Annotated in this window: 28 protein-coding genes; 23 read left to right on the top strand and 5 right to left on the bottom strand. The window is 40.5% G+C overall.

Features of this window, described 5'->3' with window-relative positions; all coding sequences use genetic code 11:
- Positions 1-491 precede the first annotated feature (491 nt).
- Complete coding sequence (locus LG307_RS11875) at positions 492-1,199, top strand: hypothetical protein (RefSeq protein ID WP_404442044.1); 708 nt, start codon at positions 492-494, stop codon at positions 1,197-1,199.
- Here LG307_RS11875 and LG307_RS11870 read toward each other — a convergent pair.
- Positions 1,188-1,346, bottom strand: a complete 159-nt coding sequence (locus tag LG307_RS11870; protein WP_404442042.1) for a hypothetical protein — start codon at positions 1,344-1,346, stop codon at positions 1,188-1,190. The genes LG307_RS11875 and LG307_RS11870 overlap by 12 nt on opposite strands.
- Positions 1,347-1,533: 187 nt before the next feature.
- On the opposite strand from LG307_RS11870, the gene LG307_RS11865 reads away from it, so the two are divergent.
- On the top strand, positions 1,534-1,701 hold the full coding sequence (locus LG307_RS11865; protein WP_010193926.1) for a YozD family protein: 168 nt from the start codon (positions 1,534-1,536) through the stop codon (positions 1,699-1,701).
- Between the two features lie 105 nt (positions 1,702-1,806).
- On the opposite strand, the gene LG307_RS11860 is transcribed toward LG307_RS11865, so the two are convergent.
- Positions 1,807-2,916, bottom strand: a complete 1,110-nt coding sequence (locus LG307_RS11860) for a DUF2515 family protein (protein ID WP_404442040.1) — start codon at positions 2,914-2,916, stop codon at positions 1,807-1,809.
- Positions 2,917-3,092: 176 nt separating this feature from the next.
- Here LG307_RS11860 and LG307_RS11855 point away from each other — a divergent pair, with 176 nt between their 5' ends.
- The gene (locus tag LG307_RS11855; protein ID WP_404442037.1) at positions 3,093-3,407 is read left to right on the top strand and encodes a YodL domain-containing protein; all 315 of its coding nucleotides are present in this window, start codon (positions 3,093-3,095) and stop codon (positions 3,405-3,407) included.
- A gap of 44 nt (positions 3,408-3,451) precedes the next feature.
- On the opposite strand, the gene LG307_RS11850 is transcribed toward LG307_RS11855, so the two are convergent.
- Positions 3,452-3,595 (bottom strand): hypothetical protein, encoded by a 144-nt coding sequence (locus tag LG307_RS11850; RefSeq protein WP_207556242.1) that lies wholly within the window; start codon positions 3,593-3,595, stop codon positions 3,452-3,454.
- Positions 3,596-3,905: 310 nt separating this feature from the next.
- On the opposite strand from LG307_RS11850, the gene deoD reads away from it, so the two are divergent.
- The 3 genes from deoD to LG307_RS11835 all read left to right on the top strand — a co-directional run bounded on the left by deoD (position 3,906) and on the right by LG307_RS11835 (position 6,122).
- Entirely contained in the window at positions 3,906-4,610 is a 705-nt protein-coding gene (gene deoD, locus LG307_RS11845) for a purine-nucleoside phosphorylase (RefSeq protein WP_224840559.1), read from the top strand.
- Between the two features lie 66 nt (positions 4,611-4,676).
- Positions 4,677-5,084 (top strand): secondary thiamine-phosphate synthase enzyme YjbQ, encoded by a 408-nt coding sequence (locus LG307_RS11840; RefSeq protein WP_404442032.1) that lies wholly within the window; start codon positions 4,677-4,679, stop codon positions 5,082-5,084.
- A gap of 180 nt (positions 5,085-5,264) precedes the next feature.
- A complete protein-coding gene (locus LG307_RS11835; RefSeq protein ID WP_404442029.1) occupies positions 5,265-6,122 on the top strand; it encodes a D-alanyl-D-alanine carboxypeptidase family protein in 858 nt (285 codons plus the stop codon).
- A 42-nt stretch (positions 6,123-6,164) separates the two neighbouring features.
- Here the strand turns inward: LG307_RS11835 and LG307_RS11830 are convergent, their stop codons facing one another.
- The gene (locus LG307_RS11830) at positions 6,165-6,896 is read right to left on the bottom strand and encodes a ZIP family metal transporter (protein WP_404450442.1); all 732 of its coding nucleotides are present in this window, start codon (positions 6,894-6,896) and stop codon (positions 6,165-6,167) included.
- A 126-nt stretch (positions 6,897-7,022) separates the two neighbouring features.
- Here LG307_RS11830 and LG307_RS11825 point away from each other — a divergent pair, with 126 nt between their 5' ends.
- Positions 7,023-8,150 carry a hypothetical protein gene (locus tag LG307_RS11825; protein ID WP_404442027.1) on the top strand — a complete coding sequence of 376 codons (1,128 nt, stop codon included), beginning with the start codon at positions 7,023-7,025 and terminating at the stop codon, positions 8,148-8,150.
- Between the two features lie 37 nt (positions 8,151-8,187).
- Here the strand turns inward: LG307_RS11825 and LG307_RS11820 are convergent, their stop codons facing one another.
- Positions 8,188-8,691, bottom strand: coding sequence for a hypothetical protein (locus LG307_RS11820; RefSeq protein WP_404442024.1), 504 nt, complete (start codon positions 8,689-8,691; stop codon positions 8,188-8,190).
- Between the two features lie 149 nt (positions 8,692-8,840).
- Between LG307_RS11820 and LG307_RS11815 the strand changes: the two genes are divergently transcribed.
- The 16 genes from LG307_RS11815 (at position 8,841) to LG307_RS11740 (ending at position 22,195) form a co-directional block, all read left to right on the top strand.
- The gene (locus LG307_RS11815; RefSeq protein ID WP_404442021.1) at positions 8,841-9,437 is read left to right on the top strand and encodes an alpha/beta hydrolase; all 597 of its coding nucleotides are present in this window, start codon (positions 8,841-8,843) and stop codon (positions 9,435-9,437) included.
- 129 nt (positions 9,438-9,566) lie between these two features.
- Positions 9,567-9,908, top strand: coding sequence for a YojF family protein (locus LG307_RS11810; RefSeq protein ID WP_404442020.1), 342 nt, complete (start codon positions 9,567-9,569; stop codon positions 9,906-9,908).
- Between the two features lie 18 nt (positions 9,909-9,926).
- Positions 9,927-10,592, top strand: a complete 666-nt coding sequence (gene bshB2 / locus LG307_RS11805; protein WP_404442017.1) for a bacillithiol biosynthesis deacetylase BshB2 — start codon at positions 9,927-9,929, stop codon at positions 10,590-10,592.
- Positions 10,593-10,732: 140 nt separating this feature from the next.
- A complete protein-coding gene (locus tag LG307_RS11800) occupies positions 10,733-10,894 on the top strand; it encodes a hypothetical protein (RefSeq protein ID WP_404442014.1) in 162 nt (53 codons plus the stop codon).
- A gap of 195 nt (positions 10,895-11,089) precedes the next feature.
- Positions 11,090-12,271: a DUF2812 domain-containing protein gene (locus LG307_RS11795; protein WP_404442013.1), complete on the top strand. Its 1,182-nt coding sequence runs from the start codon at positions 11,090-11,092 to the stop codon at positions 12,269-12,271.
- A 158-nt stretch (positions 12,272-12,429) separates the two neighbouring features.
- Positions 12,430-13,749: a phenylacetate--CoA ligase family protein gene (locus LG307_RS11790; protein WP_404442011.1), complete on the top strand. Its 1,320-nt coding sequence runs from the start codon at positions 12,430-12,432 to the stop codon at positions 13,747-13,749.
- Positions 13,750-13,837: 88 nt separating this feature from the next.
- A complete protein-coding gene (paaA, locus tag LG307_RS11785; RefSeq protein ID WP_063560822.1) occupies positions 13,838-14,806 on the top strand; it encodes a 1,2-phenylacetyl-CoA epoxidase subunit PaaA in 969 nt (322 codons plus the stop codon).
- A 17-nt stretch (positions 14,807-14,823) separates the two neighbouring features.
- Complete coding sequence (gene paaB, locus LG307_RS11780; protein WP_226681611.1) at positions 14,824-15,171, top strand: 1,2-phenylacetyl-CoA epoxidase subunit PaaB; 348 nt, start codon at positions 14,824-14,826, stop codon at positions 15,169-15,171.
- The gene (paaC, locus tag LG307_RS11775) at positions 15,168-15,989 is read left to right on the top strand and encodes a 1,2-phenylacetyl-CoA epoxidase subunit PaaC (RefSeq protein ID WP_404442008.1); all 822 of its coding nucleotides are present in this window, start codon (positions 15,168-15,170) and stop codon (positions 15,987-15,989) included. The genes paaB and paaC overlap by 4 nt, the downstream gene beginning before the upstream one ends.
- Before the next feature lie 42 nt (positions 15,990-16,031).
- Positions 16,032-16,523 (top strand): 1,2-phenylacetyl-CoA epoxidase subunit PaaD, encoded by a 492-nt coding sequence (paaD, locus tag LG307_RS11770; protein WP_404442006.1) that lies wholly within the window; start codon positions 16,032-16,034, stop codon positions 16,521-16,523.
- 104 nt (positions 16,524-16,627) lie between these two features.
- Positions 16,628-16,936 (top strand): EthD family reductase, encoded by a 309-nt coding sequence (locus LG307_RS11765; RefSeq protein ID WP_404442004.1) that lies wholly within the window; start codon positions 16,628-16,630, stop codon positions 16,934-16,936.
- The gene (locus tag LG307_RS11760; RefSeq protein WP_404442003.1) at positions 16,929-17,708 is read left to right on the top strand and encodes an enoyl-CoA hydratase/isomerase family protein; all 780 of its coding nucleotides are present in this window, start codon (positions 16,929-16,931) and stop codon (positions 17,706-17,708) included. Before LG307_RS11765 ends, LG307_RS11760 begins: the two co-directional genes overlap by 8 nt.
- Positions 17,709-17,719: 11 nt before the next feature.
- The gene (locus LG307_RS11755; RefSeq protein WP_404442001.1) at positions 17,720-18,493 is read left to right on the top strand and encodes an enoyl-CoA hydratase-related protein; all 774 of its coding nucleotides are present in this window, start codon (positions 17,720-17,722) and stop codon (positions 18,491-18,493) included.
- Between the two features lie 24 nt (positions 18,494-18,517).
- A complete protein-coding gene (locus LG307_RS11750) occupies positions 18,518-20,035 on the top strand; it encodes an aldehyde dehydrogenase family protein (protein ID WP_404441999.1) in 1,518 nt (505 codons plus the stop codon).
- Between the two features lie 81 nt (positions 20,036-20,116).
- Positions 20,117-20,962 (top strand): 3-hydroxyacyl-CoA dehydrogenase, encoded by an 846-nt coding sequence (locus LG307_RS11745; protein ID WP_404441998.1) that lies wholly within the window; start codon positions 20,117-20,119, stop codon positions 20,960-20,962.
- A gap of 21 nt (positions 20,963-20,983) precedes the next feature.
- Positions 20,984-22,195 carry a thiolase family protein gene (locus LG307_RS11740; RefSeq protein WP_404441996.1) on the top strand — a complete coding sequence of 404 codons (1,212 nt, stop codon included), beginning with the start codon at positions 20,984-20,986 and terminating at the stop codon, positions 22,193-22,195.
- Positions 22,196-22,321: the final 126 nt, after the last annotated feature.

The raw sequence follows: 22,321 nt of genomic DNA, 5'->3' as shown, positions 1-22,321 counted from the left end.
AGATAAGTATAAATACGGTTGATTTCCGTTCCAGGCGCTTCGCTTGTCTGCGGGCGGTCCGTGAGCTTCCTCAGGCATTCGCCTTCCACTACAATCAACAAAGTGACTTCATTCAACTTAGGGATAAAACATCTAATCGAGTTATCTGAAAAAGCATTAACATATCTTAACGTAAATTCTAGCTGTGTATTGGAGCAAATGGCGGAGACTCCAGCGGGGGAGTAACGGTAGCTTGAGACCCCTGAAGCGCAGCGAGGAGGCTCAAGCACCGTCCCGCGGAAAGCGAAGCCATTTGCGGAAAGGAACAGCTTTAGCCAAACAACACAAGTTATTATTATTTCCTATGTTAATGGAGCAAGAAATTAATAGGGACGGACGCCTATTAACACATCGGTACAACCACTTTTTGCCTCAACGCTTTGGCGAGTTGGCATCTTGCTGCATATAATACATTACTATCAAAGCCACAGTGATAAATGGGGAGAAATTATATGGGGAAGAACAAAAAACCAAACAAACCAAAATATAAAATCGGCGACATTGTTGTCATCACCATCTATGGAACTGTCGGTAAAGTGACGGACATGAAGCAAATAGATGGTTCGTATGTATATGAAGTCAATTCAAGTGAAGGGCTTTATCAAGAAGAAACACTCGCATTTGTATCTGAATACGAAGGAAAAGTACTGGTAACTGAAAGACTAGATATTAAATATATGTACTTTATCGGTGATATTGTTCATGTTGCAGGTTATGGAAAAGAATTATTTAAAATAGTCGGATTCCGCACTGAAATATGGAGATATAAAGAAGACTCATGGGAAGACATCATTTACGAACTGACAAGATTGTCTGACGGGGAATGGTTGGAAGCCGGAGAAGAAGAATTGACGATGGTGGTCCATCACGAACATGCTGAAATTCTTATCCACAAACTTGGATTGTCCTATATGTTCAATAAAGAAAATACAAGCTTGGAGTTGTATAATCCGATGACTGGATCAAACAAACATTTTAAAAAAGAAGAATATAACAAAGAATATCAAAGGATAATTGATGGGCTTCTTGATGTCTATAATGACTATAAAGTGTTATATGATATCTTTGGAGATGAGGAATACATGGAAGTGATGAATCTAGTCATGAAAAACCTAAAAAAGTACATGGATGGCAAGAAACATAGTCAACTAGAAAAATAGTCTGGAGAATTGAAAGATCAAATAGATAAAAAACGGACCTCCGATAATTGCTGCAGCGAAAACCAGTTTGTCCGAAATTTTATCTAAAAGTGGCAACAAGACTTCCTCTTCTCCAAGTCTTTCTAAGCTTCCTAAATAGTTCTTCATATAAATCTCCTCCTTAAAATGAATGCTTGTCCTTATGTCCCCAATGTATGCGCGCGCAAACGTTGATATGCACTTTTTTGAAATTTTCAAAAACAAAGATAGCATTTATCCAACCTGATGGATTAATATAGAGAGTAAGACATATATCTTTAAAGACGTACATAAACCTTTAAAAAGGGGTGATATTGTGAAAGAAATCGAGGTAGTCATCGACACAGAAGAAATAGCCGAGTTCTTTTACAATGAGCTGGTAAGGCGGGGGTATGTTCCAGCTGAAAGCGAGATAGAAGAGTTGGCGGATATCATGTTTGATTATTTATTGGAAAAATGCATTATTGATGAAGAGATAGAATAGGAACCGATAAAAATAAAAATCATACAAGCATTGCTGTTCCTTAGGCGAGATCGTTGCCTTGGGGACAGCTTTTTTACGTTTACACGGTCAGTGATTTTCACCGGACTACTTTTTTATAAAAACCCCATGAAGCTCAGAAATTCCAGTTAGCTTCATCAAATTAAATAGATGTGTTTTCTCCATATCAGCCGGCTCTATGGTTGCAGGGAGATGAAAAAACTTTATTACACCATGAATATCTTCGAACCAAGCAACAGGCACAATAGATGGGTGATTAAAATCCGCCCAAGCACTTTTAATGGTCGGACTATATATTTTACGGGAAGGAGACGTTGATGAAAAAACGGCAGGAAGGTAATCTTCCCTTGAACCGGTATGGGTATTCTGAATGCTAAAACTCAAAGCCCCTTGCAGGACATCCTCATTCTTAAATAATAGAACATATAGCTTTTTTCCAATCTCAATACGTGTGCCAAGGTTGGAAAATTGTTGTACTCCAAGACCAGTCAAAAGAGTATTTGAACCCTTCTGGTAAGGAAACAGCACCAACGTAAAACCCAGCTTTTCCTGAAGTTGATAGGTTAAACTGGATAATACTTTCTGCTGAAAATAAGGATTCTGAAGGAGGTTAGACTCTATAAAATTCTGTTCATTAATGATCAACGAAACGGTAAGAAGTTCATTCTTCCTGTTATTATTCAAAAAAAGGGTCCATATCGGACTCATAAAAGGTGAAACGTGAAATTCGGAGAGTAGATAAAATAGAGGTCTGCCAGCCTTTTTACTTTCTTCATACAGGAGTAGTTGTGGGTAAGCATCTTGAAAAATGAGGTGGTTGGCTTTTTCTAGAAAACGAAATAAGATGGAGGCCTTCTCAAAGGAAAGCAAGGAAGATATGTGACTGGCTTTCAGATCTGTCATATTCCAGCCACCATTTCTTGAAACCATATGAGCCAAAAAGCTCCAATGTACTTCAGGGTGTTTTAAATAAAAATCCAAGTAGGCTTGAGTTCGGGTGACATTGTTTTGGTTAAGGCTTGCAGTCTTGATGTGGATTTTCGTCACCAATTCTTTTTCCTTTAATGAAGGTGAATGATTACCAGGGGAATTTGTCCATTCCTTTTTGAGTTGGTGTTCATCTGAAGCAGTCCATAATTTTTCCGAAGTTTTTTGATTAGGTACTGTTGCTGTTCCTGTAAACCACTTCCAAAACATACAATCACCTCGGAATATCATATGAGAATGGTGGTCGTTTCATGATACACAGGAGAGCAATACTGTTTTCTTGCAAAAATTTCTTCTATTCGACAAAACTTTTTATAATTTGATGAAGGATTCGACACCCCTTATTGCTAATAAGTATATATAGAAATGGTTGAGGGGTGAAAAGGATGTTGGCTCTTAAAAGAATGATGAAGATGGGTACAGGAGAATTTGATGTCACCATTATGCAAACACCTAATTACGGGGAATCCAAAGGGTACAATCCCATTTTCCGTTTAACCATGGAAGGAAGCAGTCATCAGGATATAGTGGATAAGGTCTATAAAAAATTCAATGTAACAGATTCCATCCCTCGTGATTACGAAGGAAGATTTATTGCGACGGGGGATGTCTTGATGATTGATGAGGGGACGGTAGGAATAACCTACTATCGCTTGGAGTTTGGTGGGTGGAAGAAAATAAATCGGGTGGCAGTGCGATAAAAAAGGGAGAGGGCAAAGGTTAAAGACCATTTGCCCTTTTGTTATTATATATGGTTCCCGGGGCCGTTTTTCCGACCTTTAGGAGAATGCTCTTTTTTGTGGGCGGTATGTTCCGCTTCAATGGCTTCAGGACTAATATGGTTGTTCTTCTTTTGCCCATTAATTCTGTTACGGTGTTTCTTACCCATTTAACTCAGCTCCTTTTTTAGTTAAGCGTGGCCATTCTAGCTTTGTTGTTTATCTCGTCTGGATGTGTTAGGCTCAGCAGTTTTCTTTTTCGTTGTGTTAGTTTCATTAGCATGTTCTACAGCTTGCTTTAGCTTCTTTCTCAATCGGATCACCTTCCTGAAAGGAGAATATCTTTCCCCTTTATTTTCTGCTGCAACTGTAAAAGAATGCGCTTTTTTAAGGAGAGATTCTTTTGAAACATGGGTAATATATGGTATAGTAGTCATTGTTGTAAAGTAACAATGGCAAGAGCTATTAGGAGGTAACATTATGAGTGTACATATTGGAGCAAAACAAGGTGAAATAGCGGAAACGATTCTTCTACCTGGAGATCCGTTACGTGCAAAATATATAGCAGAAACATTCCTTGAGGATGCTGTCTGCTACAATGAAGTAAGAGGAATGCTAGGCTTTACAGGTACTTACAAGGGTGAGCGAATCTCTGTACAGGGTACTGGTATGGGAGTACCTTCCATTTCCATATATATCAACGAATTGATGAATGAATATAATGTGCAAAACCTAATTCGAGTAGGTACTTGCGGAGCCATCCAAAAGGATGTAAAAGTCCGTGACGTAATCTTGGCAATGAGTGCATCCACTGATTCCCAGATGAATCGCTTGACTTTCGGTGGGGTGGATTATGCTCCAACTGCAAACTTTGACCTGCTTAAAAAAGCATACGATGTTGGCGTGGAAAAAGGCCTTAACCTGAAAGTTGGAAATGTCTTCACTGCCGACATGTTCTATAATGACAATGGCGAGCTTGAGAAATGGGCGAAGTATGGAATTCTTGCGATCGAGATGGAATCCGCAGCGCTTTACACTTTAGCTGCTAAATACGGTCGAAATGCACTGTCTGTATTAACAGTAAGCGATCACATTCTTACTGGAGAAGAAACAACTTCAGAAGAACGCCAATCTACCTTCAGTGACATGATGGAAGTGGCATTGGAAGCTGTAATTAAAAAATAATACATGTTAAGCCCTTGGGAATTTAATTCACTCAAGGGCTTTTTTTTACAGAAAGGATGACACTTTATGTTACACAAATTAAATCTGCAAACTCACAAAAGGGATGAATGGCAAGATATCAGCGCTGAGGTAGAGAGTCTGGTTTCAAAATCAGGGATAAAAGAGGGGCATGTGTTGGTTTATTGTCCACATACAACTGCTGGGATCACTATTAATGAAAATGCAGATCCAGATGTAGTAAAAGACGTTGTGATGCGACTGGAGGAAATATATCCATGGGAACATCCTAAATACCGGCATATGGAAGGAAATACAGCGGCTCACCTAAAGGCAATGACACTTGGGAACTCCCAGCAAATCATCATCCATAATGGCCAACTTGTTCTCGGTACATGGCAGGGGATATTTTTCTGTGAATTTGATGGTCCTCGTCATAGGCAAATATATATTAAGGTGTGTAAAGATGCTGAATGATCGCATCATTTAGGGAAGTGACTTTTTACTTATATTCTATATTGGCAGTAAAATCTTTTTACGGCGTTATGGATTAATGGTAAACTGTTTAAGTATGTTTCACATGGAGTGGAACTTTTAGTTTATCGGATTTAAAGATGCAAAATGATTATATTAGAATAGTAAAAAGGTGATTATTTTATGAAAAAGAAACATTTCTCTGTCCTAGTAATTTTACTCTTATTAACAGGTTGTTCTTCCAAACAATTGGATGATGTCAATTGGAAGTTCTGGGAGTACTTTACCGATGATAAGACAGAAGAGGTTGTAGAAGAGACACCGATTGAAGAAGAAGCTGTGGAGGAAGAGGAACCACCGCAAGAAAGTCCAGAAACCGAAGCGCCTCCTGAAACAAATGAGAATCAATATGTATTAGAGGAGCCGTTCTTTACCGTCTTGAATGAAGAAAAAGTAATTGAAAACACAGAAAACATGTTAGTGCTTGTAAACAAAAATCAGTCTTTGCCAGCTGATTACGTTCCTAGTGACTTGACTATTCCGGATGTCCCATTTTCTTTTGAAGGTGATTATGAAAAGAAATACTTAAGAGAAGAAGCTGCACGTGCATTAGAAGAGTTTTTCGCTGCAGCAGAAGCGGATAATATAGAGATTTTTGCTGTGTCTGGTTATCGATCTTATGAAACTCAGTATGGGATTTACAATACTTATTTGAAAAAATGGGGAGAAGAAAAGACTAATGCTGTTTCCGCAATCCCAGGCCATAGTGAACACCAAACAGGACTTGCGATGGATATTTCGAGTCGGTCTGCGGCACTTGACCTGACTGAAGAGTTTGGTGAAACACCTGAGGGATTGTGGGCTAAGGAGCATGCAAGTGAGCATGGTTTCATTATCCGCTATCCCCAAGATGGAGAAGTGATTACTGGTTATCAGTACGAGCCGTGGCATCTTCGTTATGTTGGCAAAGAGGTCGCTGCTTATATGGATGAACATGATCTAACCTTGGAAGAATTTTTCGATCGTGCGATAAAACAATAGCCTATATTAACCCTCAACCATTTGATCAGGTTGAGGGGTTTTTTATAGTATTCCGCTTGAGAGAATATAGGAGCACAGGAGACCTAGGGCTGAGAGAAGACCGACAATGGGGCCTCCTTCTTCAAATGCTTCTGGCATCATGGTGGAAGCAACCATTGCAATGATTCCACCTGCAGCAAGTCCACTAACTAAATATATGTAAATTTCATTTAATTCTTTAAATACGACAAAGCCAAAAACCGAGCTTAAAGTGGTCAAAATAAACACTATTGTCCAAAGAAACAAGATTTTCTTTTTAGAATACCCGTCTTTTCGAAGACCTACAGAACTTGACAATGCTTCAGGGATATTGCTGATAAAGATTGCCAAGACAATTACCCAGCTAACCGTATTGGATTTTATCAGGCTTACTCCAATAATGACGGATTCAGGAATCGAATCCATGATAGAACCGATAAAAATAGCCATCCCAGAATGCCCTTCGGATTTTTCCTTTGAACGTTTGCGTTCTTTACCGCCCTTCTTAATGATCACCATTTCTAAGAGGGTGAAGAGGGCTGCACCAACCAGAAACCCAAAAACAACATAACTGTATCCAGTTTCCACTTCCATTTTCCCCATAAGTTCAAACGAAGCAGCTCCAATAAGAACTCCCGTCCCAAAAGCCATGATAAATCCGGTTAATTTTCGTGGTATCGGTACATACAACCCAACTATAGCTCCAAGAAGCAAAGCACCGCCAGCTACCGCTCCCCAAAATAAAGCTCCTGTCATTACAATCACCCAACTTGTCCTTCAGCATTTATATTATTAATGTGTACGAAAAAAAATACAACATACTTTAATTGTGTTTTTGACAAAATACAAAGGTAGTCGTTTCAATTGTAAGGAGGAATGAAAGTGAACAGGTTTTATCCTTTTGTTTTGATAGCTGCTGTCATTAGTTATTACTTATTAAGTATGGGCATACCCGGTAATGTGTCGGCCTTTGGTGAAAAGGAATCGGCAGCCCGGTATCATGCGCAAACCTCATTAGATTCAGAGTATATATCGGAATTGCCCGTTCCTAAAACTGTTTTTAAAGCAATTAATAAAGGAAAATGGGTAGAGGTTAACTATCCTGTACCTCCAACAGATGTATATATCAGTATAGAAAAAGAAAAAAAATATGCGATTGATCATCAAATGAACATATATGATTTAAACGAAAACAAGGCAATCTTGGAACTGCCGGAAAAAGTGGTTCATCAATTAACAAAAGACATGAAAAAACTATATGGTATTCATTATGGAGACCTTATTACATGGAATGAAGCAAATACTGCATTGCCTCGTTATAGCAGCTTTACCGTTTTAGATTTGGACACTGGAAGGACCTTTGAAGTTCAAAGAAGAGCAGGCTCTTATCATGCAGATGTCCAACCTTTAACAAATGAAGATACCAAAATAATGAAAGAGATTTACCGGGGAACTTGGAGTTGGGATCGCAGAGCCATTCTCATCCTATCCCAAGATCATAAATATGCTGCTTCTATGCACGGAATGCCCCATGGAAAAGGGGCTTTACAGAATGGTTTCCCTGGACACTTCTGTATTCACTTTCAAGACAGCATTACACATAAATCGCGAAAAATGGATCATGCGCATTCTATTATGATAAAAAAAGCTGCAGGAGAATGGATAGATCATACAGAAAAACTTTCACCTGCTGAAATTGTGGATGCAGCTGTTTTATCGATCCATCAGCATGACTGGTTTATTCTTGCCTCCGTTTTAGATGATAAAAACAGAATCCTTATGAAGGATAAACTGAAATTTTTAGAAGAAATTGATTTAGTAAAAAGGCTATCTGATTTACCTGCAGACCACGATTATGATACAAAACTATATTACCCAATAACGGTTAAACTTTATATCCACAGAGATACAAGAGGCACGGAATCAAGACAGGTTACTTTTCAACTTTACAGGGGTTCTATTGAAGAGCCTTGGACATTGGATTTAAACAATTTAATTCAGCAATTGTAAGAAATAGAGGCGAGAGATTCCTGTGGAGAGTCTGCCTCTATTTTTTGGATTTTCTTTTTATAATTTCTATCGGAACTTTAGTTACTGGCACAGCTGTTTCTTTTGAAAGACGTATTTCTACAATGCCATCTTGATATTTAGCCCTGGAACTAGCCCCTTTAACGATGCATGGTAAAGGAATAGTCTGTTTATCCCCAGGAGAGGGGAAATTATCAATAAATAATGTGGTCGTATTATGTGTAGTTTTGATTTGAGATAATTGCTCTTCAGATGCAACCGCAAAACGGACAAATACTTCTTCATGGGTTTCAAATACTTTTGCCTTAAACTCGTTTCTCTTCTTTTTGTTCTTTTTTGCTTGGGCAGATCTCAAAAGATCGAATGACTGTGCAAAAAAGTCTGTGGAACCAAGTGTCTGCGGGTTTGGCGGCAATTTCCCTTGCGTGGCTTTAGACATCCAGTTTTCCACATCTGTTTGCTTAAATATATCCTGTTTCATGTAATCCTTTGGAAATGGAAACATCTTGTTCCAAGGTAGCATATTGAACTCCTCCATTAAGACTTTTCTTACTTTAGACTATTCTCTTTAAATGAAATATGTTAGAACCAATTGTTTGACGTTCACCATTTTTTTTACTATACTAAATTAATCTCGAATTCAAGATATTAGTTAGTGAGGAGTGAGTAATCATGAAACATATATTTAAAAAAGGTTCCAACAAACGACTTTTACTTTTATTACATGGAACAGGAGGGACCGAACAGGACCTACTTCCATTGGCAGAAATGATTGATCCCGAAGCTTCTGTTCTAAGTGTAAGAGGAAATGTTTCCGAAAATGGCATGCCGCGTTTTTTTAGACGCTTGTCAGAAGGAGTGTTTGACGAAGAGGACTTAATTTTTCGTACGAAAGAACTCCATGAATTTTTAGATGAAGCAGCGGTGAAGTATGAATTTGATCGGAACAATGTCATCGCGGTTGGCTATTCCAATGGTGCAAACATTGCCGGCAGCATGCTTTTTCATTATAAAAACACGCTTAAAGCTGCTGTTTTATATCATCCAATGGTTCCAAGAAGAGGAGTCGAACTACCAGAATTAAGCGAAACTCCTGTATTTATTGGTGCTGGAAAAAATGATCCGATTTGTCCTGCCTCTGAAACCGAAGAGCTAAGCAAGCTACTAGAAGATGCAGGATCGAACGTCGAAGTACACTGGGAATATCAAGGACATCAATTAACACACTCAGAAGTCCAAGCGTCAAAAAAGTGGTATGATTCCATCTGAAAAAAGCGGAGTGAGATAATCTTCACTCCGTTTTCGTGTTAATAAATGAGCAAACCATTTTCTTTCCCTTGCTTCATATATTAAACTGAAGGAAGAAATAAAATCTGTACATACCTTTGGAGGAACAGAATGAAGATTATTGACCAAAAACATGTGCAAGCCGAATTAGACAAACAGATAGATGTGGAAGTATTCGTACATTTGGAGACGACGAACGGAGCCTATGCCGGCCACCACAATACTGGTCTTGCAGTGGGGGCATTCATACGAAATGTTCCATTGAAATTTGAGCGGGCTAAAATAGTTGGAAATGGACCATACCGAATTGGATTAAAGCTCAAACATGGCTGGGTCTATGCAGAAGGTGTCACACATTATGAAGTGGATGATAAAGATCGTCTGCTATTAGCAGGCCTAAATCCTGAAGGAAAACTTGCAGTCGCCTTGCAAATTAGCCAGGAGCCATTTTAAGTGAAGGGAGAGAGAATAATGGAAGCAGAAAGACACGTATTGGTAGTATTCCCCCATCCAGATGATGAAGCATTTAGTTCATCGGGAACCATCAAACTCTTTACCCAAAGTGGTGTTCCTGTAACCTATTTGTGCGGCACGCTCGGACAAATGGGTAGAAATCTTGGGAACCCGCTGTTTGCGAACCGTGAGACACTTCCGGAGGTTCGAAGAAAAGAATTATTGGATGCGTGTAAAGTGATGGGAATTGAAGACTTGCGCATGCTTGGCCTTCATGATAAAACACTGGAGTTTGAAGATGAAGAATACCTTGGAGACATTGTTCACGAAGCGTTGGTAGAGTTGAACCCTAGTCTAGTACTTACGTTCTATCCGGAACACGGCGTTCATCCTGATCATGATGCAATGAGCAACGCGGTGGCTATTGCAGTGAGAAGGCTCCCTGAAAAGGTCAGACCGACTGTTTATGGGAAAGCAATCTTGAAAAATAGCGTGGAGTTGATTGGTGAACCTGATGTGACAATCGATATTCGTTCTGTTGCAGAAGAAAAGCTGAAAGCCATCAAAGCACACAAATCCCAAACGAGCGGATGGGTGGAGCTGATGGAAAAGCAGTTGAAGGAAAATGCACCAGAAATAGAGGATTGGTTATACCGAGAAACATTCTGGACGTATAAAGTGTAAGTAGAATCAGGAGATGAGGTCTCCTGATTTTTTTATTGGTTAGGAGATTATAATTGAACTTTGAAAAAGTGCTCATATTAGCTCTTCATCGTCGTGATGAAGACCTCGGTGACGAGTAAAAAGGAGGAGGGGAAGTCCTCATGTTAGGTATGAAGACGTCAGTGACGAGAAAAAAGGAGGAGCGAAGTCCTCATCGTCGTGATGAAGCCCTCAGTGACGAGGAAAAAGGAGAAGAGAGGTTCTCATGGTCATATGAAGACCTGATTGACCAGAAAAAAGGAAGAGAGAGGTTCTCATGTTAGGTATGAAGACCTGAGTGACGAGAAAGAAGTAGGAGAGAAGTCCTCATGGTCGTGATGAAGACCTAAGTGACGAGAATAAAGAAGGTCTTCATCGCACACTAATCTTTTTCTTGAAAATATTCCCTTTACCCCCAAATCGTTCTAATATAGTATTAAGGTTAGAGAGAAGATCGGTTGGGGAAGGGTGACTAGAGCTTGAATACTAAGAAAAAGATCTTATGGTTGGACTTATGGCAGGTATCCGAACAGGAAGCATGGCTCTCTGATATGGCCGCAAAAGGCTGGGAACTTACAAAGATGACCAAGTTGACGGCTCACTTTAAGAAAGCAGCACCTCAAACAATTACATATAAAACAGGTATTTTCAAAGAACCAATCAGTCATATTCCTGAACGACTGCGACAATATGAACTAGCCGGCTGGAGATATGTTGCTTCAAGAGACCACCTGCATTTCTTTCAGCACAATGCTGAATGCCCGGAAAATGAAATACATACAGATCCAATCAACCAAACAGAAACCATTAACCTACTAAAAAGAGCACTAAAGTTTAGAGCATATGTTATTTTTTTAATTTCGTTGATAGGTGTCGCTTTGGCCGTATTCATGCTTACATTAAATCCTGTTAGAAATTATCTAAATGATGAGTTCTTGTTTCCTATCATTCAGATTTTTATTTTCATCGGTATAAATTTGTTGATTTTAAATGGACTAATCCATTTAAATAAGCTAATAAAAATGCTCCAATCCAACAAAAGAATCCAACCTGTTACTGACTTTCGAAAAAAATATTTGCTAAATAAGGTAATAGGAATATGCGTGCTTACTTTTTTGGGAGTCGTTTTTATTTATGAACTTAGTAAAGCAGGCGGTATAACTTTGGCAAATAGTTACCCGCCTATTCCAGATGAGGAAATACCTGTCATACAGATGAAAGATTTTACCGATAGCACCAACCTTGAGCCCCATTTTTATGAAAGAAATAGTAATCGTGACAATTACTTCTCTGTAAAATCTAGCATCCTTGTGCCTGAGCAGTACGAACTTAATCAACTTGTGGAGGTAGAAGGAGAGAAATGGGAAGATCAAAGTGGACCTTATCGTCCTTCATTGACCTCGCGTCAATATGTTGTCCTGAACGAGGTTATAGCCAAAAGCCTGTTGCAAGATTTAATAGATCAAGAAAAGGAATTAAAAAGTGGAGATGCTGCACTTTATAATGCTACAGCGTTTGATGAACTTTACGTATTAGACAATTCAATTTTCTCGAGAAAAGACCATATCATCTATCATGTAACCTATTACGGCAAAGAACCTATTGAAAAGATCATTAATGCAATGGAACAAAAAATAACCAAGAAAAAGCAGAGGAGCTAAAAGCCGCCTCTGCTTCTTAGTTTAGAAAATAGAATCTTCAGAATTATCAGTTGACATTTCTTCCCTTCAAGGTTATTTTAATGATGTTGAACAATATTACATAATGTATGATGTCGGAATAAATTCGTTATATTAAAAAAGTGAAAGGGGAAATATCGATGATCTTACATGATTCTGAAACCCTATCTTCATCAGAGATGCAACTCCTTCAATCCTCCAGGCTGAGAGACACAGTACAGAAAGTCTTTCAACATGTTCCTTTTTACAGACAAAAGATAACTAACTTAACTATCACACCTTCTGATATTCAAACACCCCACGATATTCAAAAACTACCTTTTACCACTAAAAGAGATCTGCGCGAAAACTATCCATTCGGATTATTTGCTATCCCGCGTAATCAAATAACAAGGCTTCATGCCTCGTCTGGAACCAGCGGGAAGCCTACAGTTGTTGCCTACTCACAAGAAGATATCAATATGTGGAGTGAAATTGCAGCGCGTGCCATTTCAATGGCGGGAGGAAAGAAAGGAGATATCCTTCATAATGCTTATGGGTACGGCCTTTTCACAGGAGGACTCGGACTTCATTATGGTAGTGAAAAGCTTGGGATGATTACAGTTCCGGTTTCTGGCGGGAACACAGATAGGCAAATCCAATTAATTCAAGATTTCCAGCCAACTGTCATTTGCGGGACACCTTCCTATGTGCTGAACATTGCTGACAGGATGATAGATCTAGGTATTAATCCAAAAGAGACTTCTTTACAGTACGGAATTTTTGGAGCAGAGCCTTGGTCGGAAGAGATGAGAAGAACTTTGGAAAATAAATTAGCAATCAAAGCGTGCGATATATACGGATTAAGTGAAGTGATTGGTCCTGGTGTGGCAATGGAATGTCACGAGGCGCAGGATGGTCTGCATGTTGCGGAAGATCATTTTTATGTAGAAGTGATTAATCCTAAAACTCTGGAATTATTACCAGAGGGGGAAGTAGGAGAGCTTGTATTTACGAGTCTTACAAAGCAAGCGATGCCAATCATTCGGTACAGAACCGGTGATATAGCTTCTATAAAACGAGAGAAATGTGTTTGCGGACGGACGACAACGAAAATGTCGAGAGTCAAAGGAAGAGTAGATGATATGTTAATTATTCGAGGGGTAAATATCTTTCCTTCTGAGATTGAACATACATTGTTGCAAATTAAAGATTTAGCACCACATTATCAACTTTTCGTTTCGCGTGATCAAAGCTTAGATACTGTTGAAGTACACGTAGAAATGCAAGAGGATGTTTTTTTGCAAACAGACATACAAAAAAGGAAGGAAGAGATGAAAATCATCGCACAAAAGGTGGAATATGATTTGAAGTCCAAATGCTTGATTAATGTGAAAGCAATTGTTGTAGAACCGCGAACAATCCCACGTTCTGAAGGGAAAGCGGTACGTATTGTCGACACAAGGTTTTCTCACGCTTAAAAAGTTCAGAACTTTCTGTGTTGAAAAACGTATAACATTATATTATAATGACGTTAAATAAACGTTATAGAAATAGGAGGCGGCGAAAATGACCAACTCATTATCGTTTGACCGCTTGACGGAAGAAGAGAAACATGAGCATTTTATGCAGCGTATCCAGGCTGGGGAAAAGATTGAAGCAGACGATTGGATGCCGGAAGAATATCGTAAAACATTAATTAAACTGATCTCGATGCATGCAATCAGCGAAATAATGGGAGCGCTTCCAGAAAAGGAATGGGTACCAAAAGCTCCTACTCTAAAAAGAAAGCTTGGGATCATGGCTAAAGTTCAAGATGAAATGGGCCATGGACAGCTGCTGTTGCGAGTTGCGGAAGATTTGATGGAACCTTACGGAAAATCCCGTGAAGAAATAATGCAAGATTTATTTTCAGGAGATTTAAAGTTTCATAATGTTTTTCATATGGAAGCACCAACATGGGGCGATGCAGGTCTTATCGGCTGGCTTGTTGACGGGGCTGCCATCATATCGCAGACGAATATGCTAGATGCATCCTATGGACCTTATGCGAGAGCGCTAAAGAGGATATGTGCAGAAGAAGTTTTTCATGCTCAACACGGCGAAGCTATTATTATGGCACTTGCAGAAGGAACAGAAGAACAAAGAAATATGATACAGGATTCCATTAATCGCTGGTGGGAAGCTTTGTTAATGTTCTTTGGACCGGCAGATGCCTCAACCACTGGTACTTCAAAGCAAGATATTACGATGAAATATAATATCCGCACCAAAAGCAATGAAGAACTTCGCCAAGACTTTTTCACCAAATACATTCCGAGAGTGTTATCGCTTGGCCTAACATTGCCGGATGAAACGATGCATTATGATGAAAAAGAAGAAAAATGGATCTACAAACAACCGAATTGGAACAACTTTAAAGATATTATCAGAAATAAAGGTCCTAAATCACAGGATCGCCTGAGATTAAGAATAATAGCACATGAAAATAATGCATGGGTTCGCGAAGCGTTAAGCTCCGAAACATCAGCAGGGTGAGGGGAGGAGCTAAGGAATTGAGTACAAAAGGCTTTTATAAAGAATTTGAAGTGTTTAGTAAGAGAACCCATACGGCTCCAATGCAATATCAGTTCAGTCTACTTGCTCCCAACGAAGAGATTGCGCTTGTCATGGCACAAGAAAACTTCATGAGACGTGAGCCTGCCGTGGATATTTGGGTGGTGCAACGAGGCGATATCCGAAAAATGTCTCAAGAAGAACGTCAATCTTTGCAGAGAATTGACAACAAGGACTACCGAAACACGAAAGGCTATGGATATTTGAAGAAAAAATGGCGTCACTATGAACAGGGGATGCTTGATGAGCAGGAAATCATGTCTTGGGGAGGGAAGAAAAAAGGATGAATATAGCAACGATAGAAGAAGCCAAAAGAGATGCATCCTATTACAAGGCCCTAACAGCGTTATTATATCAACTGGCCGACGACGATTTTATCATTGCCTACAGGGGATCGGAATGGCTGGGCCTTGCGCCGCATATTGAAGAGGATGTTGCATTTTCTTCCATAAACCAAGATACGATGGGGCATGCCGCCATGTACTACCAATTGCTTGAGGATCTCGGCGAAGGGGACATGGATGCACTTGCACATGGAAGAACAGCCGCAGATAGAGTGAACGCGGTTCTTTTGGAAAAAGTAAATGGTTCCGGGACCTATCTCACTGAACCTAAATATGATTGGGCATATACAGTCGTAAGGCATTATTTTTACACACAGGCCAAGAAAATTAAAGTGGAGGCATTGAAAAACTCCTCCTATGAACCTCTGAAACATGTAGCAGTAAAAGTGAATATGGAACTTTATTATCACTTGTTGCACTGGAGAACATGGTTCAGACAGTTGTGTACAGCAAATGGTGATGCTAAGACCAGGATGAAAGCAGCCATTGATAGAGTTGTAGAAGAATTTGATGGTGTACTTTCCTTGGGGCCAAGTGCTGTTCAAATTACACAGCTCCAACTAATAGATTCAGAGGAAGATATTCGCCGTCGCTTTACTGAAGAGATGACAACTATGTTTGAAAAAGTGGGATTGACTTTTCCAGATAAAATGGGAATGAAAAGTGGCAATGGCAGACAAGGTGAACATACCAAAGATTTGGAAGACGCCCTTTTGACGCTTGGCGAAGTCTATAGTAGCAATCCAGCTGCAGTATGGTAAGACAAATCACCTTTTAGCCTAACAAAAAGGAATGATGACATCATGCAGGAAGAAGCAATTATAATGAAGGTTTGGGATGCCCTGCACCATGTAAAAGATCCTGAAATAGATTCCGTCAGCGTGGTGGATCTCGGAATGGTGGAAGCAATTGATGTAAACAATCAGGAAGTGACCATACAGATGCTGCCTACATTCATGGGGTGTCCAGCCCTTGATATCATAAAAAAGAATGTAGAAAACGAGATTGATAATTTAAAAGAATTTCAAAAGGTAAATGTTCAATTCATTTATCAGCCTCCCTGGACTTCTGACCGCATTACTGCACAAGGCAGAAGTCACTTGAAAGAATTTGGAATTGCACCTCCACCTATAATAGATGCTTCCGGAGAATGGCATGTGGATTGTCCTTATTGCGGATCGACTTATACAACATTAGATAACATCTTTGGCCCCACCGCCTGTAGGAGCATTCTCTATTGCAAAGGTTGTAAAAACCCTTTTGAAGCAATGAAACCTGTTTCCACCATGATGTAAGTACCAATGCCTAACAGAGAAAACTCTGTCAGGCAATTACATAAATAACTGGCCTGATAAAACCCCAGCGGTTTATTGAGAGCTCATAAAAGGAGAGATTTAGAATGGTAAAATTAATCGCGCTTTACAAACACCCGGAAAACAAGGAAGCTTTCGATCAGCATTATTTCGACACGCATGCACCTATCACTGCAAAAATTCCTGGCCTACGCAAAATGGAAGTAACGAAAGTAGTAGGCAGCCCAATGGGTGGAGAAGGCAAGTACTATTTGATGTGTGAAATGTACTATGAAAACCATGACGCTTTAAAGCAAGCGATGAGAACGGATGAAGCGAAAGCATCTGGAAAGGATCTTATGAGCTTCGCCGGCAATCTTGTTACCTTGATGATTGGTGAAGAAGTGAATGAGTAAAACGTACGAATTTATTGAAGTTTCCATTGAGAGCTCAATAGGTATCGTCAAACTCAATAGGCCAAAAGTGTTAAACGCAATCAACAGGCCGATGGTTACAGAAATTGTAACGGTTTTAGAAGAGTTTGATCGTAACGATGAAGTGAAAGTCATGGTACTTACGGGGAATGGTCGCGCGTTTGCAGCTGGAGCGGATATTGATGAAATGGCAGAAGCGACAGCCATTGAACTGGAACTGCTAAATCAATTCACTGAATGGGATCGCCTTGCTTGGGTGAAAAAACCAATTATAGGAGCAATTCAAGGGTTTGCCCTTGGAGGAGGCTTTGAACTAGCGCTTTGCTGTGACATCTTATTTGCATCACATGATGCTGAATTTGGATTTCCGGAAATCAGCCTGGGGGTTATGCCTGGAGCCGGGGGAACACAGAGGTTGACGAAATTAATGGGGAAATCAAAGGCCATGGAGTGGCTCCTCACCGGGGATAGAATGAGCGCAAAGGAAGCTTTGCACTATGGAGTGATCAACCGGGCTATCCCTAGAGAACTATTAATGGAAGAAACGATGAATTTTGCAAAGAAAATAGCTAAACAACCACCTCTTTCCCTTCGACTGATAAAAGAGTCTGTCCATAAGGCTGTGGACTATTCGATATATGAAGGAATGCAATATGAGCGAAAGAATTTTTATCTCTTGTTTGCATCCAAAGATCAAAAAGAAGGCATGCGTGCATTCAAGGAAAAGCGGAAGCCTAAATTTGAAGGGGAATAGGGGGAGCCGCAATGTTTGAAACCATTAAATATGAAGTAGTGAACCAGGTTGCATGGGTCATCATGAACCGGCCGGATAAATTGAATGCGTTTACAGAGCAAATGAATAAAGAGATCACGAAGGCATTAAAGCAGGCAAGTTCGGATGAAAGCGTTCGGTCCATTGTCATTACTGGAGAAGGCAGGGCGTTTTCCTCTGGCCAGGACCTTGCAGAAGTGGATGAAAATATGGATCACGGGCATGTCTTGCGTACAAGATATGGTCCGATGATGAAACAGTTGTCCCGATGTGAAAAACCTGTCATAGCTGCGATAAATGGAGTTGCTGCCGGTGCAGGTTTCAGTCTCGCCTTAGCATGTGATTTTCGTATTGCCTCAGAAAAAGCAAGCTTTGTGCAGGCATTTATTCATGTCGGTTTAATTCCTGATTCTGGGAATCTGTATTTTCTCCCTAAGTTAGTAGGAACTGCAAAAGCATTGGAGTTAGCTATTTTAGGAGAAAAGATTAAGGTAGAACAAGCAAAAGAACTCGGACTTGTCACCAAAGTGGTCACAGTAGACAGTTGGAACGAAGAAGTGGCAGCTTTTGCAAACAAACTTGCAAACATGCCTACTCAAGCAATAGGACTCATTAAGCGTTCCATACAAGCGAGTTGGAATATGTCATATGAGGAATATTTGGAACAGGAAGCATATGGTCAGCGAATTGCGGGTCTATCAGAAGACCACAAAGAAGGGGTAACTTCTTTTATAGAAAAAAGAAAACCGGCATTTAAAGGAAAATAATAAAATCTTAAAGGAGATGAGAGTATGTCTACAGTTAAAGAGCAAAAAATGGAACAACTTGATATGAAACGAGACACTTATCAACTTATTATCGCAGGTCAACGCATGGATAGTTCCACAGGAGAGACGTTTACGACTTACAACCCTGCAACAGGAGAAGCAGTTGCAACGATCACGAAAGCTTCTAAAGAGGATGCGGAAAAAGCGGTTCAAGCCGCGCGTCAAGCATTTGATAAAGGAAAGTGGAAGCTATTCCCGTTAAACAAACGTGCAAGAACATTAAATAAAATTGCTTCTATCATGCGATCCCGTTTCAATGAGCTGGTAGAGTTAGAGATTTTGGATACAGGTAAGTCCCTATCAGCTGCACAAGGTCAAGTCATGCAGGCTATCGAAGACTTTGAGTTCTATGCAGGAGCAATTGTTGGACACCGTGGATCTGTTAACAACGTTCCAGGACAATTCCACAACTTCACGGAAAAAGAACCGGTAGGCGTTTGTGCGCAAATCATCCCATGGAACTATCCTTTAATGATGGCAGCATGGAAAATTGCCCCGGCAATCGCAGTAGGCTGCTCCGTTGTCGTGAAACCAGCAACCCTAACTCCGCTGACTGCCATCGTGTTAGGTGAAATATGCGTAGAAGCAGGAGTTCCTGAGGGAGTTGTCAACATCATCCCAGGCGCCGGATCTGAAGTTGGAAACTACTTGGTTGAACACCCTCAAGTAGACAAAGTAGCATTCACTGGCTCAACTCCAATCGGTAAAGATATCATGGAGAAAGCTTCCCAGACTCTTAAACGAGTAACATTGGAACTTGGCGGCAAGTCCCCTAATCTAGTATTTGAAGATGCAGACATTGATGCTGCAGTGGACGGATCTTTGTTTGGAATTTTCTATAACACAGGTCAATCTTGTGAAGCTCGTTCCCGTTTGTATGTCCACGAAAATATCTATGATGCGTTTATGGAGAAATTCGTAGAAAAAGCGAAAAAGCTTTCCCTTGGTGATCCTTTTGCAAAAGAAACACATATTGGTGCCATCATCAACCAAGGTCAGTTAGATGTAATTGACGGGTATGTCCAATCTGCAAAAGAAGAAGGAGCAAACATCGTTTTAGGTGGTAAAGTGGCTAAAGTGGAAGGCTATGAAAATGGTTTCTGGTATGAGCCAACCATCATCACAGGAGTTACACACGAAATGAAAGTCGTTAAAGAGGAGATTTTTGGACCTGTGGTAGTTGTTATGCCATTTAGCGATGAGAAAGAAGCGGTTAAACTTGCGAATGACAGCGAATATGGACTAGGTTCAGCTATCTGGACAAAAGACCACGGCCGTGCAACCCGTGTTGCAAAACAAATTCAAGCTGGAATCGTGATGGTCAACTGCCCATTCTCCGCATTCCCTGGAACGCCGTTTGGAGGATACAAGCAATCCGGCTTTGGACGTGAGCTATGCATTGAAACACTTGATCTTTACACAGAAACGAAGAGTATCATTTCCTATTTTGGAAACCGTCCGCTTAATCCGTTTGGTGTGTAAAAAGAATAATCTTCAAACTTGGAGCAAAGGGGCTTGGTCCTCTTTGCTTTTTTTACAGCATGATGAAGGAGGAGAGTCTATATGGAAAAAGTAGTGGTCATCGGTTCAGGAGTTATGGGTCGTGGAATTGCCTATGTAAGTGCGTTAGGCGGGTACCATACAACACTAATAGACGTAAAGGACGAACAACTTGAAGGTGCTAGAAACGAAATAGAAACCATCATCACAAAAGGGTTGGAAAGAGGAAAAATAACAGAGCACGTAGCAGGGGAATTAAGAGATAGTTTATATTATTCTACCAAACTTGAAGATGCCGTTATCGAGGCAAATCTTATTATAGAAGCGGTACCTGAAAACATGGAAATTAAAAAAACTGTCTACGAAAAAATAGACAAGTTTGCACCTTCACATTGCTATTTTGCTTCCAATACCTCTACCATGAGTCCTACTGAAATAGGGAGCTTCACATCAAGACCTGAAAAAGTGATCGCGATGCACTTCTTCAATCCTGTACATAAAATGAAACTTGTGGAAATTGTCCGTGGTTTGGAAACAAGCGATGAAACGGCAGAATTTATCCGTCATGCAGCAGAAAAAATGGGGAAAGAAACGGTTGTAGTAAATGAATTTCCTGGATTTGTGACAAGCAGAATCAGTGCCCTTGTCGGGAATGAGGCTTTTTATATGTTGCAAGAAGGTGTGGGTACACCTGAAGAAATCGATAAAGCGATCAAACTGGGACTTAATTATCCGATGGGGCCATTCGAACTTGGAGACTTGGTGGGATTGGATACACGTCTGAATAACCTGAAGTATCTTCATGAAAAGTTAGGCGAAAAGTATCGCCCGGCACCTTTGCTTGAAAAGTATGTGAAAGCCGGAAGACTAGGCAGGAAAAGTGGAAAAGGAGTCTATGACTACCAATAAACAACGAGAGAGGTGCCCATTATGAAGGAAGTTGTAATTGTAGATGCTTGCCGAACACCAATTGGAAGGTACAAAGGTGCTTTAAAGGACGTTCGCCCGGATGACCTTGGGGCGATCGTAATTAAAGCCCTTGTAGAAAGAAACCCGAATGTGCCGGTAAATGAAATCGAAGAAGTCGTGTTCGGCAATGCCAATCAGTCAGGGGAAGATAACCGCAATGTTGCACGGATGAGTGCATTATTGGCAGGTCTACCGGTAGAGGTAGCAGGCACTACTATCAACCGTTTATGCGGATCGGGTCTTGATGCGGTAAATTATGCGGCTCGGGCCATCATGGTGGGGGAAGGCGACATATTCATAGCCGGCGGGACCGAGAGCATGACAAGGGCTCCATTTGTCATGGCAAAGCCAGAAATGGACTATCCTAGAGGAAACATGGAACTCATGGATACAACCATCGGCTGGAGATTTACTAATAGAAAACTTGAAAAGATGTACGGAGTCGATACGATGCCGCAAACAGCAGAAAACGTGGCTAAAGAGTTTTCCGTTTCCCGTGAAGATCAGGACGTATTTGCCTATGAAAGCCAGCAAAAAGCTAAAAAGGCAATGGAGTCGGGCCGCTTTAAAGAAGAAATGGTACCAGTCACTATTGTCGATAGAAAAGGCAGGGAAACAATTGTCGACTGTGACGAGCACCCTCGACCTGACACAACTTTTGAAAAACTAAGCAACCTTAAGCCTATTTTTGGCGAAGGAACCACCATCACTGCAGGCAACGCGTCCGGTGTAAATGACGGCGCTTCGGCACTGCTACTGATGAGTTCAGAAAAAGCGAAGGAGCTTGGTTTAAGGCCGTTAGCGAGGTATGTCACGTCTGCATCAGCAGGACTTACTCCCTCCATCATGGGAATTGGGCCGATTTATGCCACCAGGAAAGCACTAGGAAGGGCAGGTCTGTCTATTGGAGATATAGACCTTGTTGAGTTAAATGAAGCATTTGCCTCCCAATCGCTAGAATGTATGCGCCAATTAGAACTAGATCCTAGCAGAGTGAATGTAAACGGTGGCGCGATTGCGTTTGGACATCCTCTTGGTGCCAGCGGGGCAAGGATACTTACTACGCTTGTGCATGAAATGAACAAGCGGGACGTGCGATTCGGCCTTGCGACAATGTGTGTAGGGGTAGGTCAAGGGATTGCTACGATAGTTGAGAGACCACAAGAATCATAGAGCTTGAAGTTCTATGATTCTTTGGTATGGTTTTTTGGAGGATGCTTGGATAAGTTTTCCGTTCCGTCTTTTCTATGACGCGTTACTCTGTTAAAATGAATTACTGTAATATAGCGATTTATCCTA

Origin of the sequence: Sutcliffiella horikoshii (assembly GCF_044809035.1) — a bacterium.
Lineage (GTDB): Bacteria > Bacillota > Bacilli > Bacillales > Bacillaceae_I > Sutcliffiella_A > Sutcliffiella_A horikoshii_G.
This window is presented reverse-complemented; position numbering and strand designations above follow the sequence as displayed.